The sequence below is a fragment of the Pseudomonas sp. IT-P74 genome, assembly GCF_949768175.1.
GTDB lineage: Bacteria > Pseudomonadota > Gammaproteobacteria > Pseudomonadales > Pseudomonadaceae > Aquipseudomonas.
In genome coordinates this window covers 83,969-103,176 of the sequence record NZ_CATKQD010000012.1, presented here as the reverse complement: position 1 = coordinate 103,176, position 19,208 = coordinate 83,969, and the positions used below count along the sequence as shown (strand labels likewise).

General features: G+C 57.0%; 10 protein-coding genes and 1 pseudogene. 4 read left to right on the top strand and 7 right to left on the bottom strand.

Annotation, left to right across the window (positions count from 1 at the left end; translation table 11 throughout):
* The 4 genes and pseudogenes from ACM6J5_RS11950 to ACM6J5_RS11935 form a co-directional block, all read left to right on the top strand.
* Window positions 1–96: pseudogene (locus ACM6J5_RS11950) on the top strand (restriction endonuclease); the annotation flags it as partial.
* 140 nt (window positions 97–236) lie between these two features.
* The gene (locus ACM6J5_RS11945; protein WP_095941957.1) at window positions 237–818 is read left to right on the top strand and encodes a DarT ssDNA thymidine ADP-ribosyltransferase family protein; all 582 of its coding nucleotides are present in this window, start codon (window positions 237–239) and stop codon (window positions 816–818) included.
* Entirely contained in the window at window positions 815–1,459 is a 645-nt protein-coding gene (locus tag ACM6J5_RS11940; protein WP_095941956.1) for a DUF4433 domain-containing protein, read from the top strand. The genes ACM6J5_RS11945 and ACM6J5_RS11940 overlap by 4 nt, the downstream gene beginning before the upstream one ends.
* The gene (locus tag ACM6J5_RS11935; RefSeq protein ID WP_095941955.1) at window positions 1,456–2,544 is read left to right on the top strand and encodes a macro domain-containing protein; all 1,089 of its coding nucleotides are present in this window, start codon (window positions 1,456–1,458) and stop codon (window positions 2,542–2,544) included. The genes ACM6J5_RS11940 and ACM6J5_RS11935 overlap by 4 nt, the downstream gene beginning before the upstream one ends.
* Before the next feature lie 62 nt (window positions 2,545–2,606).
* Here the strand turns inward: ACM6J5_RS11935 and ACM6J5_RS11930 are convergent, their stop codons facing one another.
* The 7 genes from ACM6J5_RS11930 to ACM6J5_RS11900 all read right to left on the bottom strand — a co-directional run bounded on the left by ACM6J5_RS11930 (window position 2,607) and on the right by ACM6J5_RS11900 (window position 19,173).
* Window positions 2,607–3,713 (bottom strand): DUF4236 domain-containing protein, encoded by a 1,107-nt coding sequence (locus ACM6J5_RS11930; RefSeq protein WP_095941954.1) that lies wholly within the window; start codon window positions 3,711–3,713, stop codon window positions 2,607–2,609.
* A 37-nt stretch (window positions 3,714–3,750) separates the two neighbouring features.
* Entirely contained in the window at window positions 3,751–9,522 is a 5,772-nt protein-coding gene (gene hhe / locus ACM6J5_RS11925) for a DUF4011 domain-containing anti-phage protein Hhe (protein WP_256588929.1), read from the bottom strand.
* A 310-nt stretch (window positions 9,523–9,832) separates the two neighbouring features.
* Window positions 9,833–10,645, bottom strand: a complete 813-nt coding sequence (locus tag ACM6J5_RS11920) for a YfaP family protein (protein ID WP_414928564.1) — start codon at window positions 10,643–10,645, stop codon at window positions 9,833–9,835.
* Between the two features lie 3 nt (window positions 10,646–10,648).
* The gene (locus tag ACM6J5_RS11915) at window positions 10,649–12,292 is read right to left on the bottom strand and encodes a DUF2300 domain-containing protein (RefSeq protein WP_371918207.1); all 1,644 of its coding nucleotides are present in this window, start codon (window positions 12,290–12,292) and stop codon (window positions 10,649–10,651) included.
* Complete coding sequence (locus ACM6J5_RS11910; RefSeq protein WP_414928563.1) at window positions 12,270–16,829, bottom strand: alpha-2-macroglobulin family protein; 4,560 nt, start codon at window positions 16,827–16,829, stop codon at window positions 12,270–12,272. The genes ACM6J5_RS11915 and ACM6J5_RS11910 overlap by 23 nt, the downstream gene beginning before the upstream one ends.
* A complete protein-coding gene (locus ACM6J5_RS11905) occupies window positions 16,826–17,464 on the bottom strand; it encodes a DUF1175 domain-containing protein (RefSeq protein ID WP_057713137.1) in 639 nt (212 codons plus the stop codon). Before ACM6J5_RS11905 ends, ACM6J5_RS11910 begins: the two co-directional genes overlap by 4 nt.
* Window positions 17,461–19,173, bottom strand: coding sequence for a DUF2138 domain-containing protein (locus ACM6J5_RS11900; RefSeq protein WP_414928562.1), 1,713 nt, complete (start codon window positions 19,171–19,173; stop codon window positions 17,461–17,463). Before ACM6J5_RS11900 ends, ACM6J5_RS11905 begins: the two co-directional genes overlap by 4 nt.
* Window positions 19,174–19,208: the final 35 nt, after the last annotated feature.

Genomic DNA, 19,208 nt, shown 5'->3' with positions numbered 1-19,208 from the left:
CGTCTGGTACATCTGATGATGGATTATGAGGTCGGTGTTACGTCGCGGTTGTTGCGGCTGCCTGCGCTAGATCGCGATTATTTTGATGAGGAGTGAAGAGTCGTTTTCTGTACATTGAGCTCAACTCGCAAAGGCAAAATAGTGGCACACTAAATCTCTCGCCCAGAGTGATCATTGTTGAAACGGAGAGGGCTCAGGGCTGAGCCAGACAAACGCAGAGGTCAAGGAGACTGAATATGCCGGACGTCAAAAACATCAAGGATCAAAAGCTTCTGTACCACCTGACCTCGGTAGAAAACCTGAGTGGCATTTTCAAGGAAGGCTTGAAGCCTCGCGCTGATCTCGCTGCCTTCAAAGACGTGGCAGACGGTGAAATCCTGAAAAAGCGACAAGCCCTTGAGCTTGACCGCTATGTGCCCTTTCACTGGTTTGCTGCAAATCCATTTGATGGAAGCGTGCAACGCAGCAGACCTGGCTCCAAATTCGTTCTGATCTCGGTTTATCGAACCGTTGCTAAACAAAACGGCTGGAAAATCATTCCACGCCACCCACTGGCCAGTGATTCGATCCAATTATTGGATTACGACGAGGGTTTCGAAGCCATCGAGTGGGAAGTCATGAGCACACGCGAGTATCAGGATCCTCATTGCAAAAGCATCTGCATGGCGGAATGCCTTGCGCCGGGTGTTGTTAAACCAGATACCTTCTTCAAAGTTTTCACTCCTGATGCAGAGGTGGAAGCACTCTGCGCGACTAAAATGCGCGAAGCCGGTGTTACTGTACTCATCGGCGTGAATCAGAGAATGTTTTATCAATGAATTACAGCAGACTGAATCCAGGGAAAGCTCTGATTTGGCGTATCGTCCATCGCGATAACCTGCCCTGGATTCTGGACAACGGTCTGCATTGCGCAAACTCGGATGTTCAGGCACCGCAGTACGTGAATATCGGCAACGTCGACTTGATCGACAAGCGCCGAACCCGCCGTGTGCCTATTGCTCCAGAAGGGGTTCTAGCCGACTACGTGCCCTTCTATTTCACGCCCTTCTCTGTGATGATGAAAAACATTCAGTCCGGACGGAGTGTTCAGCAGCGCAATAATGACGAAATCGTGATTCTCGTCTCCAGCCTTTATCGCGTTGAAGAGCTAGGCTTACCGTTTGTCTTCACAAATGCACATGCCTATCCGGATTGGACAGACTATTACAGCGATCTGGCGCGTCTGGGCGAAATCGATTGGCCGATCCTTCAACGGCGCGACTTCAAACGCGACCCTGATGACCCTCGAAAAATGGAGCGTTATCAGGCCGAAGCGCTGGTTCACAATCATCTACCGATTACAGGACTCCTGGGCATCATGTGCTACACCGATGCAATGAAAGAACGCATAGAACAAGAGGTGGCCGCCAGAGGCTTGGCCCTTTCCGTTCATGCACGTCCGGGATGGTACTTCCAATGATCCGATTTACCCAAGGCAACCTGCTGGAAGCCAGGACCGAAGCCCTCGTCAACACAGTGAATACTGTGGGTGTCATGGGCAAAGGCATCGCACTGATGTTCAAGGAGCGCTTTGCGGAGAACTACCGTCTGTACGCGGCGGCTTGCAAAGCAGGTGAAGTCGTTACCGGTAAGGTCCACGTCACTGCAGTTAATGAGCTGGACGGCCCTCGCTGGATCGTCAACTTCCCTACCAAACGTCATTGGCGATCTCCTTCGCAGATGGAGTGGGTGACGGAAGGTTTGCATGACTTACGTCGTTTCTTGATCGAAAACCATGTGAAGTCTGTAGCAGTCCCACCGCTAGGCGCGGGTAATGGGGGATTGAAGTGGCCTGACGTCCGGGAACAGATCGTTGATGTTTTGAGTGATCTGGATGTCGATGTATTGGTATTCGAACCTTCAAATCAATATTTGAATGTCGCTAAACGTAGCGGTGTAGAAAAGCTCACGCCTGCTCGTGCGCTCATTGCAGAATTAGTTAGACGCTACTGGATTCTAGGCATGGAATGTAGTCTGCTCGAGATTCAGAAGCTGGCTTGGTTCTTGGAGCGAGCAATAGAGAGGTTGCCGGGAACTGAGAACCCGTTGAACCTAAAGTTTGTGGCTCATAAATATGGACCGTATGCCAATCGATTGGAGCACCTGCTCAACAACCTTGATGGCAGCTACCTGCATTGCGATAAACGTATTAGCGATGCAGGCATCAGTGATGTGATTTGGTTTGATCAAGAGCGCAAGACCTTCCTGCAGACCTATCTCAATACAGAGGCCAAAGAGTACTCCGATGCCTTGGAGCGTACCGCCGAATTGATCGATGGCTTTGAATCACCTTTTGGTATGGAACTGCTCGCTACAGTGGACTGGCTGCTGAGTCAGGAAGGGGTACCACCGACTGTTCCTGCAGTGCACGATGCATTGAAACATTGGGATGGTGGAGCGGGTGCCGCGGCTCGCAAAAGCAAACTGTTTGACAATCAAGCGCTCGACATCGCAATCAAACGCCTTACCTCCAGTAGCTTCAGACCTGAAATGACTGCCCGTTAAGGAGTGTCACTTTCTATGCTGCCCGGTAACAGCCGGCCATGATAGAGATGCTCTTGCGTCTACTAACATGGCTCGGTCTTATCAGACTTCCGTTCAGTTGGCATCACTCGTGCAAGATTGAAAATAGCCTTGGCAAATGCCTCTCCAACACCGCTTCGTGAAACTTGCACAACCTCATTCAGGCCTGTCTCGCTAGATAGTTTCAACTCGTCGTAAAGACAAATAGGGAGTTCGCGATTGTTTTTGAATCTACGATCAGGTCCGCCCTTCTTGTTAACAAACTGCCATGTCCTGTCGACTACCGTGGCGTCCCTGGGAGGCGAAGCGCTCTCAATGAACCGTGTCGCATTAACCTGCAACTGCAGCTCTCGATAGCTAACCGAACCCACACCTTTCTCGTCATAAACCAGCACACGATCAGGGAAGAAATGCAGTGTCTGCCGCCCAACAACCACGGAAATTGTTTCGATATTGGTCTTTACATAGGGTGGCGAAGACCGGGCGATAGTGGTTTTTTTCCGACGCACAAGATTGCTTGCGCCAGCATGATACTTACGATCATAAACGGCACCCTCGGCCTCGATATGCCATGCCACATCCGCTGTGGAAACCCGCTGACCGCTACTGTGCAACGCCTCGTAAGCCTCCTCCATGTCGGCGTCAAAGTCGTAAAAAAGCACTACTGTCTTTGCAATCGAATCCCGAACCGCGGCGGCAATCGTCAGGACTAAGCCAAGGATAAATGCTCCCCCCACAACCCAACCGGGCAAACCATTACCCATAGTAAGAAAGACAATAACGATCCCCAAAGCACCAATCCACGGCCAAAGTCGCTTACGTGCCTGTTTTGCGCTCATTTCTTCAAGCAAATCTCGTGAAGATGAATCTACAATTTCCGACGCGTTCGCAGACTCGATCTCAACTAAAGGTGCGTGAGTCCCCTCGGGTATTACCCCATGCTCATCCCGGGGTAAAACCGGAGACTCATCACGCAACTTAGCTACGGTAGCGCGGTAGTACACGCCTCCTCGTCCCATATGAACATAATTTCCGCGCGGCCCAGTGCCGATGCGCAGGCCTTTCATCCCCACCGACACGCCCACACCCTGCTGGGACAAATTGAAACGAAACGGTCCGACCCTGACACTTTTGCGAATATAAAATCCCATCACTGTTCCTTGATATGGTTTTTCAACAGCCTGTCAATCACTGCTCACCAATCACAAGCAATACATCGTCGATATATCGCCCCTCTGCGCCGTGGGTGCCGTTACGCAAATAGCCAGGAATCATTTGCTGAAATTCAACGCGGTCGGCTGGAAGGAACTCAAGCAGTGCCTCCAACATCGCAGGCCTCAACAACCGTTGATTAGCTGGGATTTCTGGCAAGTTCGGCCGAATTACGTTTTCCTCCAACCAAATCAACTTCTCTCGCAGGCTGAAATTACCTTCAAGGGTAATTCGCTCAGCGTGTTCGCTCTGCTCATCGGCCACTTGTTGGATCGAAACTTCTTCAGATTCCGAGTTTATCTCCTTAATTTCCTCAACCGGCTCGGTTCGCAACCGCGCAAGTTCCTGAAGAATCGGCTCGATCTGCACGCGCGCATTACGGAACCAGTCCACCGACCAAATGCGGCGAATATTCCAGCCCAATTGCTCCAACACGCTTTGGCGTAAGCGATCACGGTCACGCGCCGACTTTGCCGAATGGTACGCAGCTCCGTCGCACTCGATCCCCATCAGGTAGCGGCCAGGTTGTCCAGGATCACGGACGGCCAGATCGATGAAGAAACCAGCCACGCCGACCTGGGGCTCGCACTGATAGCCATGGCGCGCCAACATCTCAATGACCGCTACCTCGAAGTCACTGTCCGGGGCTCGATCATTTTCTTTGATGTGAGGCATCCGGCCAGACTCGGCGAAGTGCAGAAAGTCGCGCAGTGCCTGCACGCCTCTGCTGGAGGTTCCGGTAACCAGGACATCGGTCGAACCAAACGAGGAGAAAACCTGCATACGTTTCTTCGAACGGGTATAGAGCACGTTCAAACGCCGCCATCCGCTGGCACCGTTGATGGGGCCGAAACGTTGAGGAACGCTACCACCCACCTCCATAGGACCGTAGGTCCCGGAGATGTAAATAACATCCCGCTCATCACCCTGGACATTTTCCAGGTTCTTGATGAACAACGGCTCGTCCTGACTTTGATTACGATCCAGCGCGACTTGTAGCTGCGGGCTCTGTTTAGCCAGATGCTCAAGCATCCGCTCGATCTGGTCAGCCTGTTTGACGTTCATAGCCACTACACCCAGCGATTCATCAGGACGATGAATAACGTGGTGTTCAATGGCTTTCGCGACAACTTCTGCCTCTTCCAGGTTGCGCTGTTCGACAAAACGCCCGCGCGGCACTCTGACAAACTTGACGCCGAACTCTGCGGACTCACGGTGCGGTGACGGGTACACCACCAGATTGCTTTCATAGAAGGCTTTGTTGGAGAAGGCGATCAGGCTCTCGTGGCGAGAACGGTAGTGCCAACGCAGTCGGCGCAGTTTGAACAGCGGCATGGCAGCTTCCAAAATGCTTTCCGAGTCCTCAGCTAACGAAGCATCGGTTTCGTCGGTATCCGAATCGCCGCCATTGCGGGAGAAGAAGTTCGTAGGTGGCAGCTGTTTCGGGTCTCCCACGACCACTAGCTGCTTGCCCCGGGCGATGCTCCCCAATGCTTCTTCCGGGCGCATTTGAGAAGCTTCGTCCATCACAATCAAATCGAAGTCGACGTGCCCTGCTGGCAAATATTGAGCGACGGCCATTGGTGACATCATGAAGCAGGGCTTGAGGCCCTGCAGGGCTTCAGCTGCACGATTCATCAAGCTACGGATCGGTACATGGCGTGTCTTTTTCTCGGCCTCACGCTGCAGTAGGGCCAATTGAGTGAAGTCTCTAACCGCTCCATGGCTATTTCCGACAGGGATATTGTTTTGACTGATACGTGAAGAAACCTGTTCGCGCTGAAGACGCTTGAGCTGCTCATCGATTTCTGCAAAACGAGCACGGATGGCCTCTTGCTCTTTGCCCGAAAACTGGCCCAGGGCGGGATCTAGCTCAAGGACTTTCAATGCCCAGCTATCAAGAAGTCCTAGCAGGCAGGCATCGACGCAGCGCTCAGACTCCAGTTTTTGCGTCTCGATTGCTTCGATGACTGTCTCAAACCCCAACTCAACCAGATGCAATCGCAAGCGACGGTACTCGAACCAATGGTCGAGCAAATCAGGATTTTGAGCTGCCCAGGCCAGACGGCCAGCCATTGGCTCGAAATCTTGTTTCTCAATGGACTGCCACCATTGACCAGCAATAACTGCAGCACTGTGGAAGAATGATGCGATCGACTGTTCCCAAGTCTCAACAGCGAGCGCGAGCGTTTTAGCGTGTTGATGCCAATGAAGAATTAGGGACTCGGCTTCTTTTGACGTGCATGCGGTCAATTGCGGAATGAGAATATCTCGAATCGGCAATGCCAGAATGGGCTGAACGAAGGCAACGGTATGCCGCCAACTCGTCAAACGAGGTCGTGCCGCGGAAAGATTGTCTATCCGAGGAAGCTCTTCACCTTGCAAGCACGTTTGTAGTACAGAGTCGTTCTGCAAGGCTGCCGAGCGGGCCTGCCAACTTTCCACCGACTGAATCAGCTGAAGCATTTGCCCCATGGTCGGCTGCTCTTCGCTGATTACGGGTAGCAAAGAACGCAGCGCAGTTCCAACGTCCTTGATCAAGCGAGCATATAAACCCTCTGAGGAGAGCAAGTCTTCTGAACGCAAATCATGACTGTCAAAAGGTAACAGCTCTTCCAGATTCAGCCGATGATCCAGAACATCCAGCAAGTAAGGTTCAAGCTGCGCACTATCAGTCGCAACTTTGACCAGATACTCGCTATCGGCCTTGAGCAGGTACTCCGCGATCCAAACCTTTGCACCAAATCCTCGTCCGCATTCGGCCCGCAGGAGCTTGTACCACCCCCGAATACGCTTGAGCGCATCGATGGGAGTATCAAGCCCTTTGAAGTGCTCACCCAGCTTTTCGGCGAACACTTTGCTTTCATTGAGTTGATTGTATTTTTTCAGATAAGCGATGACATCTGGCAAGTTCACCAGAAGCTGATTCAGCTTGAGCCCTGGTCGCGCCATCGTCAGAATTTCGGCCTTCGCAGAGCGCCATTGCCCCTTGAACCAACGGAACAGTGATTTGTCCGCCAGAACCCGGCTCAAATCTTCGAGCCGCGTATGGGTGGGCAATCGATCCAGTGTGAAATGATTCGCTGCCTGCTCCTGCAACTGTTTGATGGCCGGAATGTCGCTATCCAGCTCTGCGACCAACTCGTCCAAGCTCTCATCTTCGAAGCGTTTGTGGCGAAGAGGTGCCAAATCCTCGGGCATCGCCGCGAGCATTTGCAGAAATAACACCACTTGCTCAATACCGACAAAATCGCTTCGCAAACCCTGAACCGCAGACTCTTCCGATAACAGCCTGATCAGTATTTGGGCGCGCGGTGCCAGCTCCAGTAACTCCTCAGCCTCTTCGATCACATCGAGCAAAGCATTTAGGGACAGGCCCTCATCGCCGTTATGTAAACGAATGGCCGTGCAGGATTTTTTGATTGAAGCTATCGCTTGGCCAGAGCCAATGACATCAGCGCGCAGCGATCGAGCCAGGACAACTTGCTCGTCCAACAAGGAGTCCATACCTTGCAGCCAGAGCTTTAATGCCTCGCAAGACTCGATATCCAGTCGCCCCAACAGATCCCAATCCTCGTCACCTTTAGGTAACGCAAGCACCGGAATTGAAGCGGCCAAACCTCTTAGCTGATCTGGGTCGTAGGTTTTAAGAACGGCCACCTGCAACTGTTCCGCTAATTGAGGTCGAATAGCGGCAAGACGATTCAGTGCCTTCTTAGCAAGAGAAAGACTCTCTAGAAGTGCAGAACGCTCAGCGCCCGTCACGCGAGTTTTGGTGCTACCAAACCATGGGTGCGTCTCAAGCTTTCCAGCGTGGCCAGCTTCTTCAGCCGTCTTGCGATAGATGTGTGCATAGAAGCCGGCCTGTTCTTGCAGATGCCCTTTATCGATTCGCACTTCTGACTGCGGATGGAAATCCGCAGGTTTAATCGACAATGCTTCACGCAATCGAGTTGCTTGCATTAGCACTTCGTGAATGCTCATACCCGACTCTTCGAACTGGGCATGCAAGTGATGTACGTGCTTATTGAGTTGCTGCTTCAATCGCTCATAGTTGGCGATCAGATCCGACAACTGCTTGGGCGAGCGATAGCCGCCACTGTTCTGAATCCGCTGACGAATGCTATCGACAACAGCGCTTTTTTGACTCTTGTGGCTGTGCAACTCCAGACAAAAATCGCCCAGCCCTGCTCTCGTCAGTCGGGTCTTGACCACCTCAAGCGCCGCACGCTTTTCGGCAACGAACAATACTTTTTTACCTTGGGCAAGCGCGGCTGCAATCATGTTGGTGATGGTCTGAGACTTACCCGTGCCTGGTGGGCCCTCGATCACAAGATCATCACCGCGAATGACATCTATCAAGGCACTGTGCTGTGAGCTATCAGCATCATCGATCAGAGGAAACTGCAGATGCACCTGGTCGATATCGTCAATTGAATGCTCGACACAAAAAGCGCCTTGCTTTCCTGACGAGTCGGCCGGTAAGCCGTCCATCCCTGTAAGCCGTTTGACCAGGCCATGATCCAGTAACGATTGGTCTTTCCAACGACCGGGATCAAGGTCGAGATACATCATCAACTTACCAAATTCGAACAAGCCAAGCGAAGCGAAGCGATGAACCTTCCAGTCAGGTTTGACCTCCAGCACCGTTTCGACAATACGCTCGAAATACTCCTCCGGCGTGCTGTCGTCGGTTATGCGTGGGAGCGCGATTCCAAAATCGACACGAAGCTTTTCTCGCAATGACAGGTTGGTAAGAATGTCTTCGCCAGTAGGATGAACGCGGTATTCGAAAGTCGCGGTTTGAGGGTTGAGCTTGCCTTTCTCCAGGTTCACTGGCACCAACATCAGGGGCGCGAGACGGGTGCTGTCTTTCCCCGCGACTGACTCATCCCACTCCAGAAACCCGAGCGCAAGATAAAGAATGTTCGCCCCCGTCTCTTCAAGGGCTGATCGCGATTGGGTATACAAAACCTGTAACCGCGACTCCATCTCAGCGGGGTAATAAAGTGTCTGAATCGCATCGTCAGAGTGCTTGGCGGGTTGTCCGCTTTCAGGGGCGCGCGGCAGCTCATAGCTGGTCGCCATACCAAGTATCTGTGCCCAAACCTCCGCTGTAGGTTGTTTCTTTAACTCGACGACTGCACCAGTCTTCTCGTCCAGCTTTAAAAAACCATGGGTAAGAAGCTGCCTTTCCGTTGGCTCAGGTACGGCAGCAAACCGCATAGCTTTTTCGTCTGCCAGAGACTCGAACAAGTGGTCAGGCAGTTCATCAATGATCCGTACGAACCGCTTGGAGCGTGCGTGTGAAAAATTTAGCAGACGGTTGCGGGCACTGAGGTCAAGAAGCCTGCTTCTCAGTTTTTCCAGGCTATCCGGTATTTCGCTTGGAGGTGTATCAAGATCATCCCAATCGGTAAGCGGCTGAGGTTCAACGGACTTCGAATGTTTCTTGGCCTCTGTATCGAACCGATAAACCGATCCGCCACGACCAGCCCCTTTGTTGAGTAGACCCTGGATAATGAGCTCGTCGCGAAGGTTCCAGTACTCTTCCTCAGAAATGGAAAAACTCCGAAGCTCAGCTCGACGGTCAATCCTGTCACGGAGTGTTTTGTTGCCGACAGCAGTCCCGTCTGCCGGGACCAATTCCAGTATCCATTGCTGAACAAGTTGATATCGTTGGATAGCCAATGATTCAGGGCCTGAGTTCACGTCAATCACCGCTAATTTTTTTGGGGCATCTGCCAATTGAGGTTTCTGGGCACGATAAACCCATGCTCAGCTTCAGCTAGCCGCGACAAGAAGGGCTTTAAAGGAACGCTGCCGATACTTCGGTGCGCCAGATGCCATCCTTGGGAAACAGCGGCCTGCCTGGAATTTGATGGATATCACAATATCCAGCACACAGAGCCAGGTAAAGGCAAAGTGCCTTTACACTGCTTAAATCCATAGCCTTGTCGACAATTGGTCAATTAGCTGCTGACAAAATCGAATTGTCGCAGCACTGCTGCGACAACTAAAAAACGATTTGTGTCAGCACCGCTGTCACATTTATCCCTCACGGATAACTAAATGACTTCACCAGCGTCAGCTCCCCCACCGCACGCATCGGCACCAGGAACGTCTCCATCTTTTCGCTCGGCGTGCCTTCCTCGGTAATCACCGTCACTTGCGCCGTGGTCAGCGCTTGCACCGCGTCTTCCTGCCCCTCTTCATCACTGCTGTAGCCGCCACCGAAGTAGTTCACATACACCAGATATTGCCCCTTGATCGGTGCGGGCATGGCGAAGATTTCCGGGCCGTAGCCGGTGGTGACGTCGACGTCGAGCGCGGCGCCGTTGGGGGTGACGCGGTCGCCGTACCAGATGTGCGCGCCGTCGGGGGTGATCAGGTGCAGGTCGAGGTCGGTGTTGTCGCTGTCCCAGGACAACAAAACGCGCAATTTGGCCGGGGTCGCACCGCCGCTGCTGTTGAGAAATTGCGTGCGCTGACGTTGCTGGCCATCGGGGCTGCGAACCTCGACGCTGTTGCTGCCGTTGGGGAATGAGAACGGACGATCGAAGCGGCCAACCGGGTCGATTTTCAGCGGCATGCTGACCCCGTTGACGATCAGACGGCCGGGCTCTGTGGATTTGGCTGTGGCTTTGATCTGCCCGCTGATGCGCGCGGTGTTGGCCTGCCCTGCCGGGGTATTCACCGACGAGGCCGGGTAGTTGACGGTCTGCCGGAAGTTTTCCCCTTCGCCCTCGGGCGCGCCGGTGCGCCAGCCGCCTGCGGGGGTATCGAGTTTTACGCTGTCAGCCGCCATCACCGACGGCAACGCCAGCAGCGAGCAGAGCAACAGCAAGACCTGTGGATAACGGAGTTTCATGGACTATTCCAGCAAGAGGTGGCGGGCGAGCCCTTCGATGTAGGTTTCATCCTGGCCATTAGGGTGTGCTTCGAAGGCCAGGTGCAGGTATTCGTGGGTCAGGTCGAGGCGGTCTTGCAGTGTCTGCGCGCCACGCACGTAGATACGCTGACGTTCGCGGTCGACATAGGGGCGGCCGAAGGCCAGGCGGCACACGGCGAAGGTGCTGACTTCGTTGTAGCCGGTTTCGCTTTCAAGTTTCTGGCGCCAACCGCGCCGTTGTTTCTGCAGCCATTCGTGCGCGGCGGGCAACGCTTCGCAGGATGCGACCGGGTTGTCCCAGCGACTGAGACTGGCGCGTGGGTAGGCGTGCAGCAGGATGGCGTCGTAGCGCTGGCCGGCACGGGCCTGTTCGACGGCTTGCTGCCAGGACAGTTTGTCCGGGCCGGGTTGATCGGAATGGTAGGTGACGGTGCTGCCGGCCAGCACCAGGTCGCTGGTCCAGGCGGCGATGTCGCGAGCCTCGGACGACGCCGGACGCGGTGCGACCCGCTGACGGCTGCTGCTGTCATCGATGCTCAGGCAGTCACCGCTGCGCGTGGCGTTTTGCAGCAGGTACGTGCGGATGGCCACGGCCAGGGCTTTGGCGGCCTCGACCGGTTCGGCGCTGGCTTCGCGCTGGAGAACACGGGCAACGTATTCTTCGCGATCCAGACGCGCCACGAGTTTGTCGTTCAGCAGAAACAGTTCGCCGTCGCTGTGAATATCCAGCACATTGCCGTTGGCGAATTCGACACGGTAATCACCCTGCAATGCCCCGGAAGTAACTGCGGTGTCCCCTGCCAGCACGCGCCGAAGTGGATAGCGGGAGAACAGGTCGACCTCTACGCACTGCCCTGCATCCACAGGCCATGCAACAGGAGTCACCGTAGACAGTGCCTGCGCGTGATCTCGAAGAACCCGTTGACTGGTGCCGCGCCCGCCGGCCCAGACCGGTGTACCATCCGCTGTCCAACCGGCAAACCCGCCCTGTCGCGATGTTGCGTCCTGATCCGCCAACCAGCTCCAGGTCTTCACCCGCAGGCGGCTTCCGAGTTCGCCAACGACTTGGCCATCGGCGGCATTGAGCACCACATCGAGCAACACTCGCCGGGCTTGACCTTGCGCCGGCAGCACGGCCAACACCGTCAATAATTCCGCCACCGAAACCCGGGTAGCCGGTTGCAACGAAGGCAAATCCAGTAACCATTGCGGCGCCTGTCGCACCTGCCAATAGGCTCGCCAGTCGGCATCGCCGATGCCCAGCCGCGCGGGTTCGAAATACAGACCGCATGACCTGACCAACGCCTGATCACGCTCGATCTTGCCGCCCGCCGTGCAGCAATAAACTTCCTCCTTCGACTGGCCGCGGCATTCATAAGCCGGCTCACGCGCGCCGGTGTCCACCAGCCAGGCGTAGACGAACAACTTCCACACACTGCCCAGCGGCGTCTGCAAGGTCTGCGGCAACGGCTCGCGGGTGATCACCTGCGTTCGGCTGAGCGACAACAGATCGCCCTTGAAGGCCAGGCGCAAAGGTTCGTCCTGCGCCGTTGCCAGCACAGGGATCAAACACAGCAACCCACCTATCAGCAGCCTGTGCACGTCAGTGAACCGTGACCTGGCCAAGGGCTGCCTTTTGTTCCATCGCCTGATGCTGCGGTGCATAAACCTGAGTGAAACGCACCGGCGGCAAGTTGAACTGCCCCTTTTGCGAGAAACGCACCAAGTGCCGCAAGCGCAACTCGCCACTCAAGGCATCGACCGGAACGGCATAAGCCATTTGTCCCGATTCGAAACGCGCCTTTTCCAGCGATGTCGGTTCGGTGCCGGCCTTGCCCATGAGCTTGATGCCCCAGGTGGTGCGCTCGACATCGGCGCCCGGTGGCAGCGGCACCTCCAGCATGCCGTAACGCAACGGTTTGGCAGCTTTGCTGGTGACGATCACTTCATCGAGATAGAGGTTGTCGCTGGACAGCGGCGCGTTGCCGACCGCTTCGAGTTTGAAGGTGAAAGCCTCATCCCCCGGCGCCAGTCGCGACAGGCGACGGGTAATGGTCACGGTCATCGGATCGACCGCCGGCTGTTGGCTGCGGTAGCTCAATGCCGCGCGCAACGGACGCTCTTGCGCGCCGGTCAGCGTCAATACCGCCGGTACTGGCGCAGGCCCCTGCCACGTCCAATACATCTCACCAGAAACCCCGTACCGCTTCTTCCAGCCTTCACCCGGCGCCAACGCAATGGTGGGCGATGCCTGCTCGATGCTGCGTTGCAGCCAGGTCAACGCCAACGCACGTTCCAGGGTCGATTGCTGTGGCAGCAAACGTTGCAGCAAGGCCTGGGCGTGAGCCTGATCGAAGGGTTGCAGCGACAGGTTCAGCGCTTCGGCAAACGGCTGGGAACTGACCGCCAGACGTTGCTGCGCGTCGGCCAGTTGCCGATTGAACGCGTCCGGCAAAGCGACCTTCACCTGCCTGGCCAGCGATGCTGTCAGCACTCGCGCGGCAGCCAGCCCCAAGGCTGAATCCGGATCGCTCATGACGAGGCTGTCTTCGCCGTTCTCCATCAAGTTCGCGGCAGTGCCCTCACCCGCTTTCGCCAGGTCGTCCATCAAGCCACCGAGCAAGGTATTGACCGGTAACTGCATCTGTTTGGCGAACGACAGGATCAGCGCCCGCTGCAACAGCGGTGTGTTCTTCGCCTGCTTGGCGTAGACCTCCAGCACCCGCTGCCAATGTTCCGGCGGCAGGCTCAGTTCCAGCACCTGGCTGGCGTGCCAGTCGGCGTAATAGGCGTAGGCGGTGAGGAACGCATCCGGCTCGCCGTCCATGCCCCACCAGGTGAAGCTCGCCGAAGGGCCGGCCATTTGCACCAGGCGCAAGCGACTGTTTTGCATGATCAGGCGCAGGCTGTCGCGGATCTGCGGATTCGTCGCCAGCACCGGGTAGGCGATGCTCAACGGCAGCAGGCGGCTGGCGGTCTGCTCGACGCCACCGTAGGGATAGCTCAACAGATCGTCGAGTGCAGAACGGAACAACGCTTGCGGACTGTCGTCCAGGCGCAGGCGGATATCACTGGCGTCTGTCGGCAGCGTCAGCGGCGTATCGCCCTCAGCCACATCAAGGCTCTGGGTTTGAGTCACCTGCCAGCCTTCACCGGTCGCGCTCAGGCGCACCGCCAAGGCGTCAGCGGCTTTGCCATCCTGCACCAGCTCGGCGCTCCACTCGCCATTGACCAGCTCAAAGGCCGGCAACGGGATGTAGTTGATGCCGCTGTTCAGGGTCACAGGCATGCGCTGTTCGTTGCCCGCGTAACGGGTCACCAGTTCGGCCTTGACTGGTTTCTCGGCCTGACTAAAAGCAAATACGCCAAGGTCCGGTTTGTCGCCGGCGCGGAATCGAGTCGGGCCGCTCCACTTCAGGTACAGCGGTTTTTCCGAGCGCACGAATTGCTTCTTCTGCCCGACCTGCCCGCCATCGGCAATGGCCCTGGCGGTAATACGCCAGCGGGTCAGGGAGTCGGGCATCTTGAAGGTGAAGCGGGTTTTGCCATTGGCATCGGTCAGCAACTCAGGTTGCCACGCCGCTGTGTCGACGTCCTCGCGACGCGGTCGCTCCAGCACCTTCACGCCGCGCTCACTGCGATTGGCTTTGCCCGGCGCACCGGGGCTGCCCGGCAAGGCGACGTCATAACTGATGAACGACAAACTGGCGCTGGTGCGCACATTATTGCGCCGTGGGTGATAGAAGAACTGGTCGATGCTCGGCGCGACTTCCGGTTGCAGGGCGTAGACCATTTCATCGACCACACTGACCGTCAGGTGCGCGGGAATCGCTTTGCCGGCGAACTGGGTGGTCAGGTCCACCGAGACGGTTTCTCCCGGCTGATAGGTTTCCTTATCCGTGGTGATGGCCACGTCGATCTGTGGCGTGACCACCTTGATGCCGGCGTTCTGGAAACTGTACTGGCCACCCTTGGTGTACAGCACCGAGAAGGTCAGGTTCGGCGCGAAACCGTCCTTCACCGGGATGCGCGCGCGGTATTGGGTATCGCTGAGTTTTTCCATCTTCAGCCAGTCGCCGCCCCTGGACAGCAGCGCGGTCGCTTCGACCTTATCGCGCTCCAGAGAAAGCAGCGCATCGCTCACTGGCTCGGGGAAAGTGATCAGCGCCAGCGCTTCATCGCCTGCGATGTACTCGGACTTGTCGAGGACGATTTCCACGGTGCCGGGTACGGCTTTGACACCTTCGCCGGTAACCGAATGGCCGGTGGCGCCGACCACCCGGCCATGATCATCCTTGAGCGTCAGGTTGTAGGTGCCCGGCCGATCGAAGGCCAGGATGAACCCCTTGTCGGTTGCCGCAAGTTTGCCTTCGCCGGTGCTCTGGTCCTCCAAACGCACCCAGCCATAGCTGCCCGGCGTAACGGCGTCGACCTGCTCGCCTTCGCGGGCGTAGCTGAAGGCAACCTTGTCACCCACCGCGCTGAAGCGTTGAGGCGCGCTCAAGCGGAAATTCGCCGCGCCACGATCGATGAGGATTTCCTTGGTGGTCTTGACCCGATACGCCGCACCGTCGCTGGCAAACACCGTGAGCATGTAGCGACTCGGTTTGTCCGCTGCCGGCAAGTCGAGGGACGCGTTGCCCTTGGCGTCGGTGGTCAATTCGGTGCTGGTCAGCTCCACCGGAAATTGCCCGAGGTATTGCAGTTCGTTGTCGACCATCGACAGTTGTTGGGCGCGCAGGCTCAGGCTCAATTTCGCATTGGCCACCGGTTTTCCGTCCGGGTACAGCAGCACCAGGTTGCCCTTCACCGGCTCGCCAGTACGGTAATCCTGCTTGGCCAGACTGAGCGAAATCTCGAAGTGCGGCTTGATGTATTCAGCGACGCGAAAGGCGCTGCTGTAGGCCTGATCCTTGTAGTTGAAACGCAGTTCATATCCACCGGCCACGGCGTTATCGGGCAACTGGAATCGGCCCTGGGTGCCGGCCCTGGAATCGAGTTTCAACGCCAGACTTTGCAGTGCCGTTCCCGTCGCATCCAGCACGGTCACATTGACGTCGGCCGCGCTTGGCTGCACCGAGTCCCGCGCGTTCTTGAATTCACGCCCGACGATTTTCAGCGACACCCAATCCCCCGGCCGATACAGCGGCCGGTCGGTGAAGGCATAGAGTTTGGTGTCGTAGATTTCGCTGTCGTAGTAGAAATTCTCGGAGACGAACACCCCGCCCTCTTCGTCCTCGCCGATCACGAACGAACGCTCGGGGCTGACGTGTTTCAGGCGCAGCAAGCCGTCGGTGTCGGTGGCGCCGCTGCTCATGACGCCGAGGCCATCGGTCCACAACACGTTGACCTTCGGCACCGAACTGCCTTCGTGTTTGCGCGCGGCCCACACCAGCAATTCGTCACCGGCGATCTTGCTCACCGCCACGGTGTTGGAGACGAACACCATGGTGGTCGCGCGGTACTTGCCGATCAGCGCTTCCACCAGATACAGACCCGGCTTGAGATTACCCAACGGGATGTAGACGTTGCCCGGCGCGACGCTGACGAACTCGCTGGAAGACCCGGCCAGGTTCACCCCGGCTGGTGGCTGGATCGGCTTGGCCTGCCACAACGGATAACGGAACTGGCTGACTACCGGCAAACCCGGTATCAGTGCGAATTGCGGCTGCGCGTCGTAGGGCGTTGGCGCGGCCATCGCGTTACCCATCTTCAGTTCCGGCACTTCCTCGGTGACTTGTTTACGCGACTCGTAGGAAAACGCCCGCTGCATCACCCGACGGGATTTGCGATACCAGTTGTCCCACAGGTAAGCGAGGGTGTTGGACAGGCCTTCACCCTTGAACTGGCCACTGCTGACCACTCGATGCAGGTTCTTCTGGCGCTTGAGGAAATCCAGCGGTTTGTCGATGCGATACACACGAATATCGGCGCCGCCGTAGGGTTCCATGCGAAACCGGCGATAGTCGCGACCCGGCGCTTCGAGGCGCACCATCGCCGGTTCATCGCTGGCAAAACTGCTGTCGGCCAGCAGGAAAAAACTCTCGCCGGCCATCGGCGCATAACCGCTGGACGGGACCGAGTCTTCGGCGCAAGCCGCCGAGAACGGCAGCACCAATACCAACATCAGAGACAGAAAACGCAGCATGCGGGCACCGGTCATTGGGAAAGAAAATTCAGTCGATAGACGCCGATGAAGTTGGGGTTGGCTGCGTCGGGTATCCATCGGGTGTCCTTCCATGTCATGAGTTGCTGCAGGCTTGCCGAACGCATGCCGTTGTCGGTGGGTGTGCTGGTGCCGGTGTGATAGGCGATGTAGCGGCCCATCCAGATCATCAGGTGCTGGTCGTCGCCCTGATCGAAAAACATCAGGTCGCCAGGGCGTGCCTGAGACACATCGCGGCTGACCAGATGGCTGTTGAACTGGATCAATTTGATCGCATTGACGTATGGCCCGACCTTGCCGCCGCCCTGCTGCCATTGCTGGGCAAGACCGCGCTGGGCGTCGCTCAGTTGCAGCTCCGGCGGCAGGTAACGATTGGACAGGCCATTGCTGCGCAGCCATTTGTCGTCATGGACTTTCAGCGCTTCATTGGCGGCGAAGCGCACCAGTCCGGCGCAGTCTTGCTGATACCAACGAGGGCTCGGGCCCTGGCTCAGTTGCTCTTGGGCGATGCGCACGAACCAGGCGCGAAACACCTGGGATTGCTGTGGATCGAGCGATGGCGCCTCGACAGCCCGGGCACCCGCGCTCAGCAACAAGGCTAGCAGGCCGAGACTTCGGATCAATGCCGTCACAGGGCTTTCCACTCCAGCGGCAGCCACTGCCAGTGGCCGTCCGGCTCGCTGCCTTCGGGCAAGGTCAGGGCGTATTTGCCGTAGCCGCCGAGCTTGCGCAGTTTCGGGATCAGGTAGGTTTGCGCGGCGTTGTAGAACACCGGTTCCATGTCCTGGGGCAGGCTGTCGAGGGTTTCCTGCTGCATCAGTTGGGCCATGGAATCGGGGCCGAAATAGACCGGCATCAGCAGGTCCTTGGGCACCACGTCGGCCATCGGCGGGAAGCGTTTGTCGAGGGTGCCGAGGGCCTTATCGACGAGTTTGTCATCGAGGGAAAACAGCAAGGTTGAACCGTGCCGCGCCAGGCTCACACGCATGAACGCCTTGCCGCTGATCGCCTCCGGATTCTCGGCGTCCTTGGCTTTGTACGGGCCGAAACTGGAACTGACTTGCCGCTGCCACTGATGGCTCTGCCCTTCCTGTTTCTCCACCACCGGGAATGCGTGCTCGGCGACATTGCTTTCATAAGCGCCGACCATCGAGCCGAACAGCTTGCCCAGATCGTCATCGAGCGTGCCGCCATCCTCGTCGTTCAGACCGGCCACCAGCAACGGCGTGTACAGACGCGAATCAGCGTACCAGCAGAGCCCCGCCGCGCCGGCCATGTGTTCGGTCAACGCTTGTGCCACGCTATCTTCGGCACCGAGTTTCACCAGCAGCGGTGTCTGCTGTTCGGCAGCCAGCGGCAACGCCACGCAAGCGCTGGCGCCCATGGGCATGGCTTGCCAGATCGGCTTGAAATCGAAATCCGACTGATTCTCCAGTTCATCCATGGCCAGGAAGCTGTGCCAGCCCTTGTCGTCCATCTCGAAGCGCAGGCCGGCGAAGTTCGGGATGAAACGCTGGTAACCCATGGCCAGCACGCTGGCATTCACCGACAGGCGTTGTTTCACCTCTGGCGCACGAGGCGGCAGGCCGAAGGCTTCGGGAAACAGTTTGTCGCCGTTGAGCAGCGCGGCAATGGCTGTGGTCGACACGCTGCCCGACTCTTCCGTTGCGCCACTTTGCGGATCGTAGAGTTTCGCCGGATTGGACAGCACCACCAGTTTGTCGCCACGGGACGCGAACAGCAGCGCCTTGCTCGCGTTGTAACTGAGTTGATAGAGCGCCACGTCGTCGGTGCCGACCTTCACGTCAGCGACCTTGCTCAGCTGTGAGTCGTCCAGCGCCACTTTGGCCAGCGGTTCCAGCACCTTCGCCAGCCCGCCGCGATCCATTACCAGCAGGAAATCCTTGAGCCGCCCATCCGCCCCGCGCCACAACGCTACGTCGGCCGGTTGATCGAACAACTGCTCGATCAAGCTGTCCTGCAGTTTCAGGTCATGTTCGTAGATGATCCGCCGCAAGCTGCCGATCAACCCCAGGCGATCGGCGTGGGTTTCGTAATAGAAGACGAAATCTTCGGTCAGGGTTTCCTTGAGGAACGGCACCGCCAGCAAGTCCTTGGGCAACTGGCTCAGGGAATGGGTTTCCAGCAGGCCATCCGAGCGGCTCATGCCCAGTTTGTCACTGGCCAGCACAGGCGCCGGGGCCCTGGGCTTGTGCATGAACCACCCCAATCCGCCAGCCACGCCAACGACCAGGCAAATCCCGATCAGCAGCGTCGGCCAATGCAGGGGAGATTTGGCCGCTGGTGCGCCAGCGGCCGGAGTAACAGTGCTATCACTCATGTTCACAAAACCCGATGTTCATCCGTGGAGCGGGG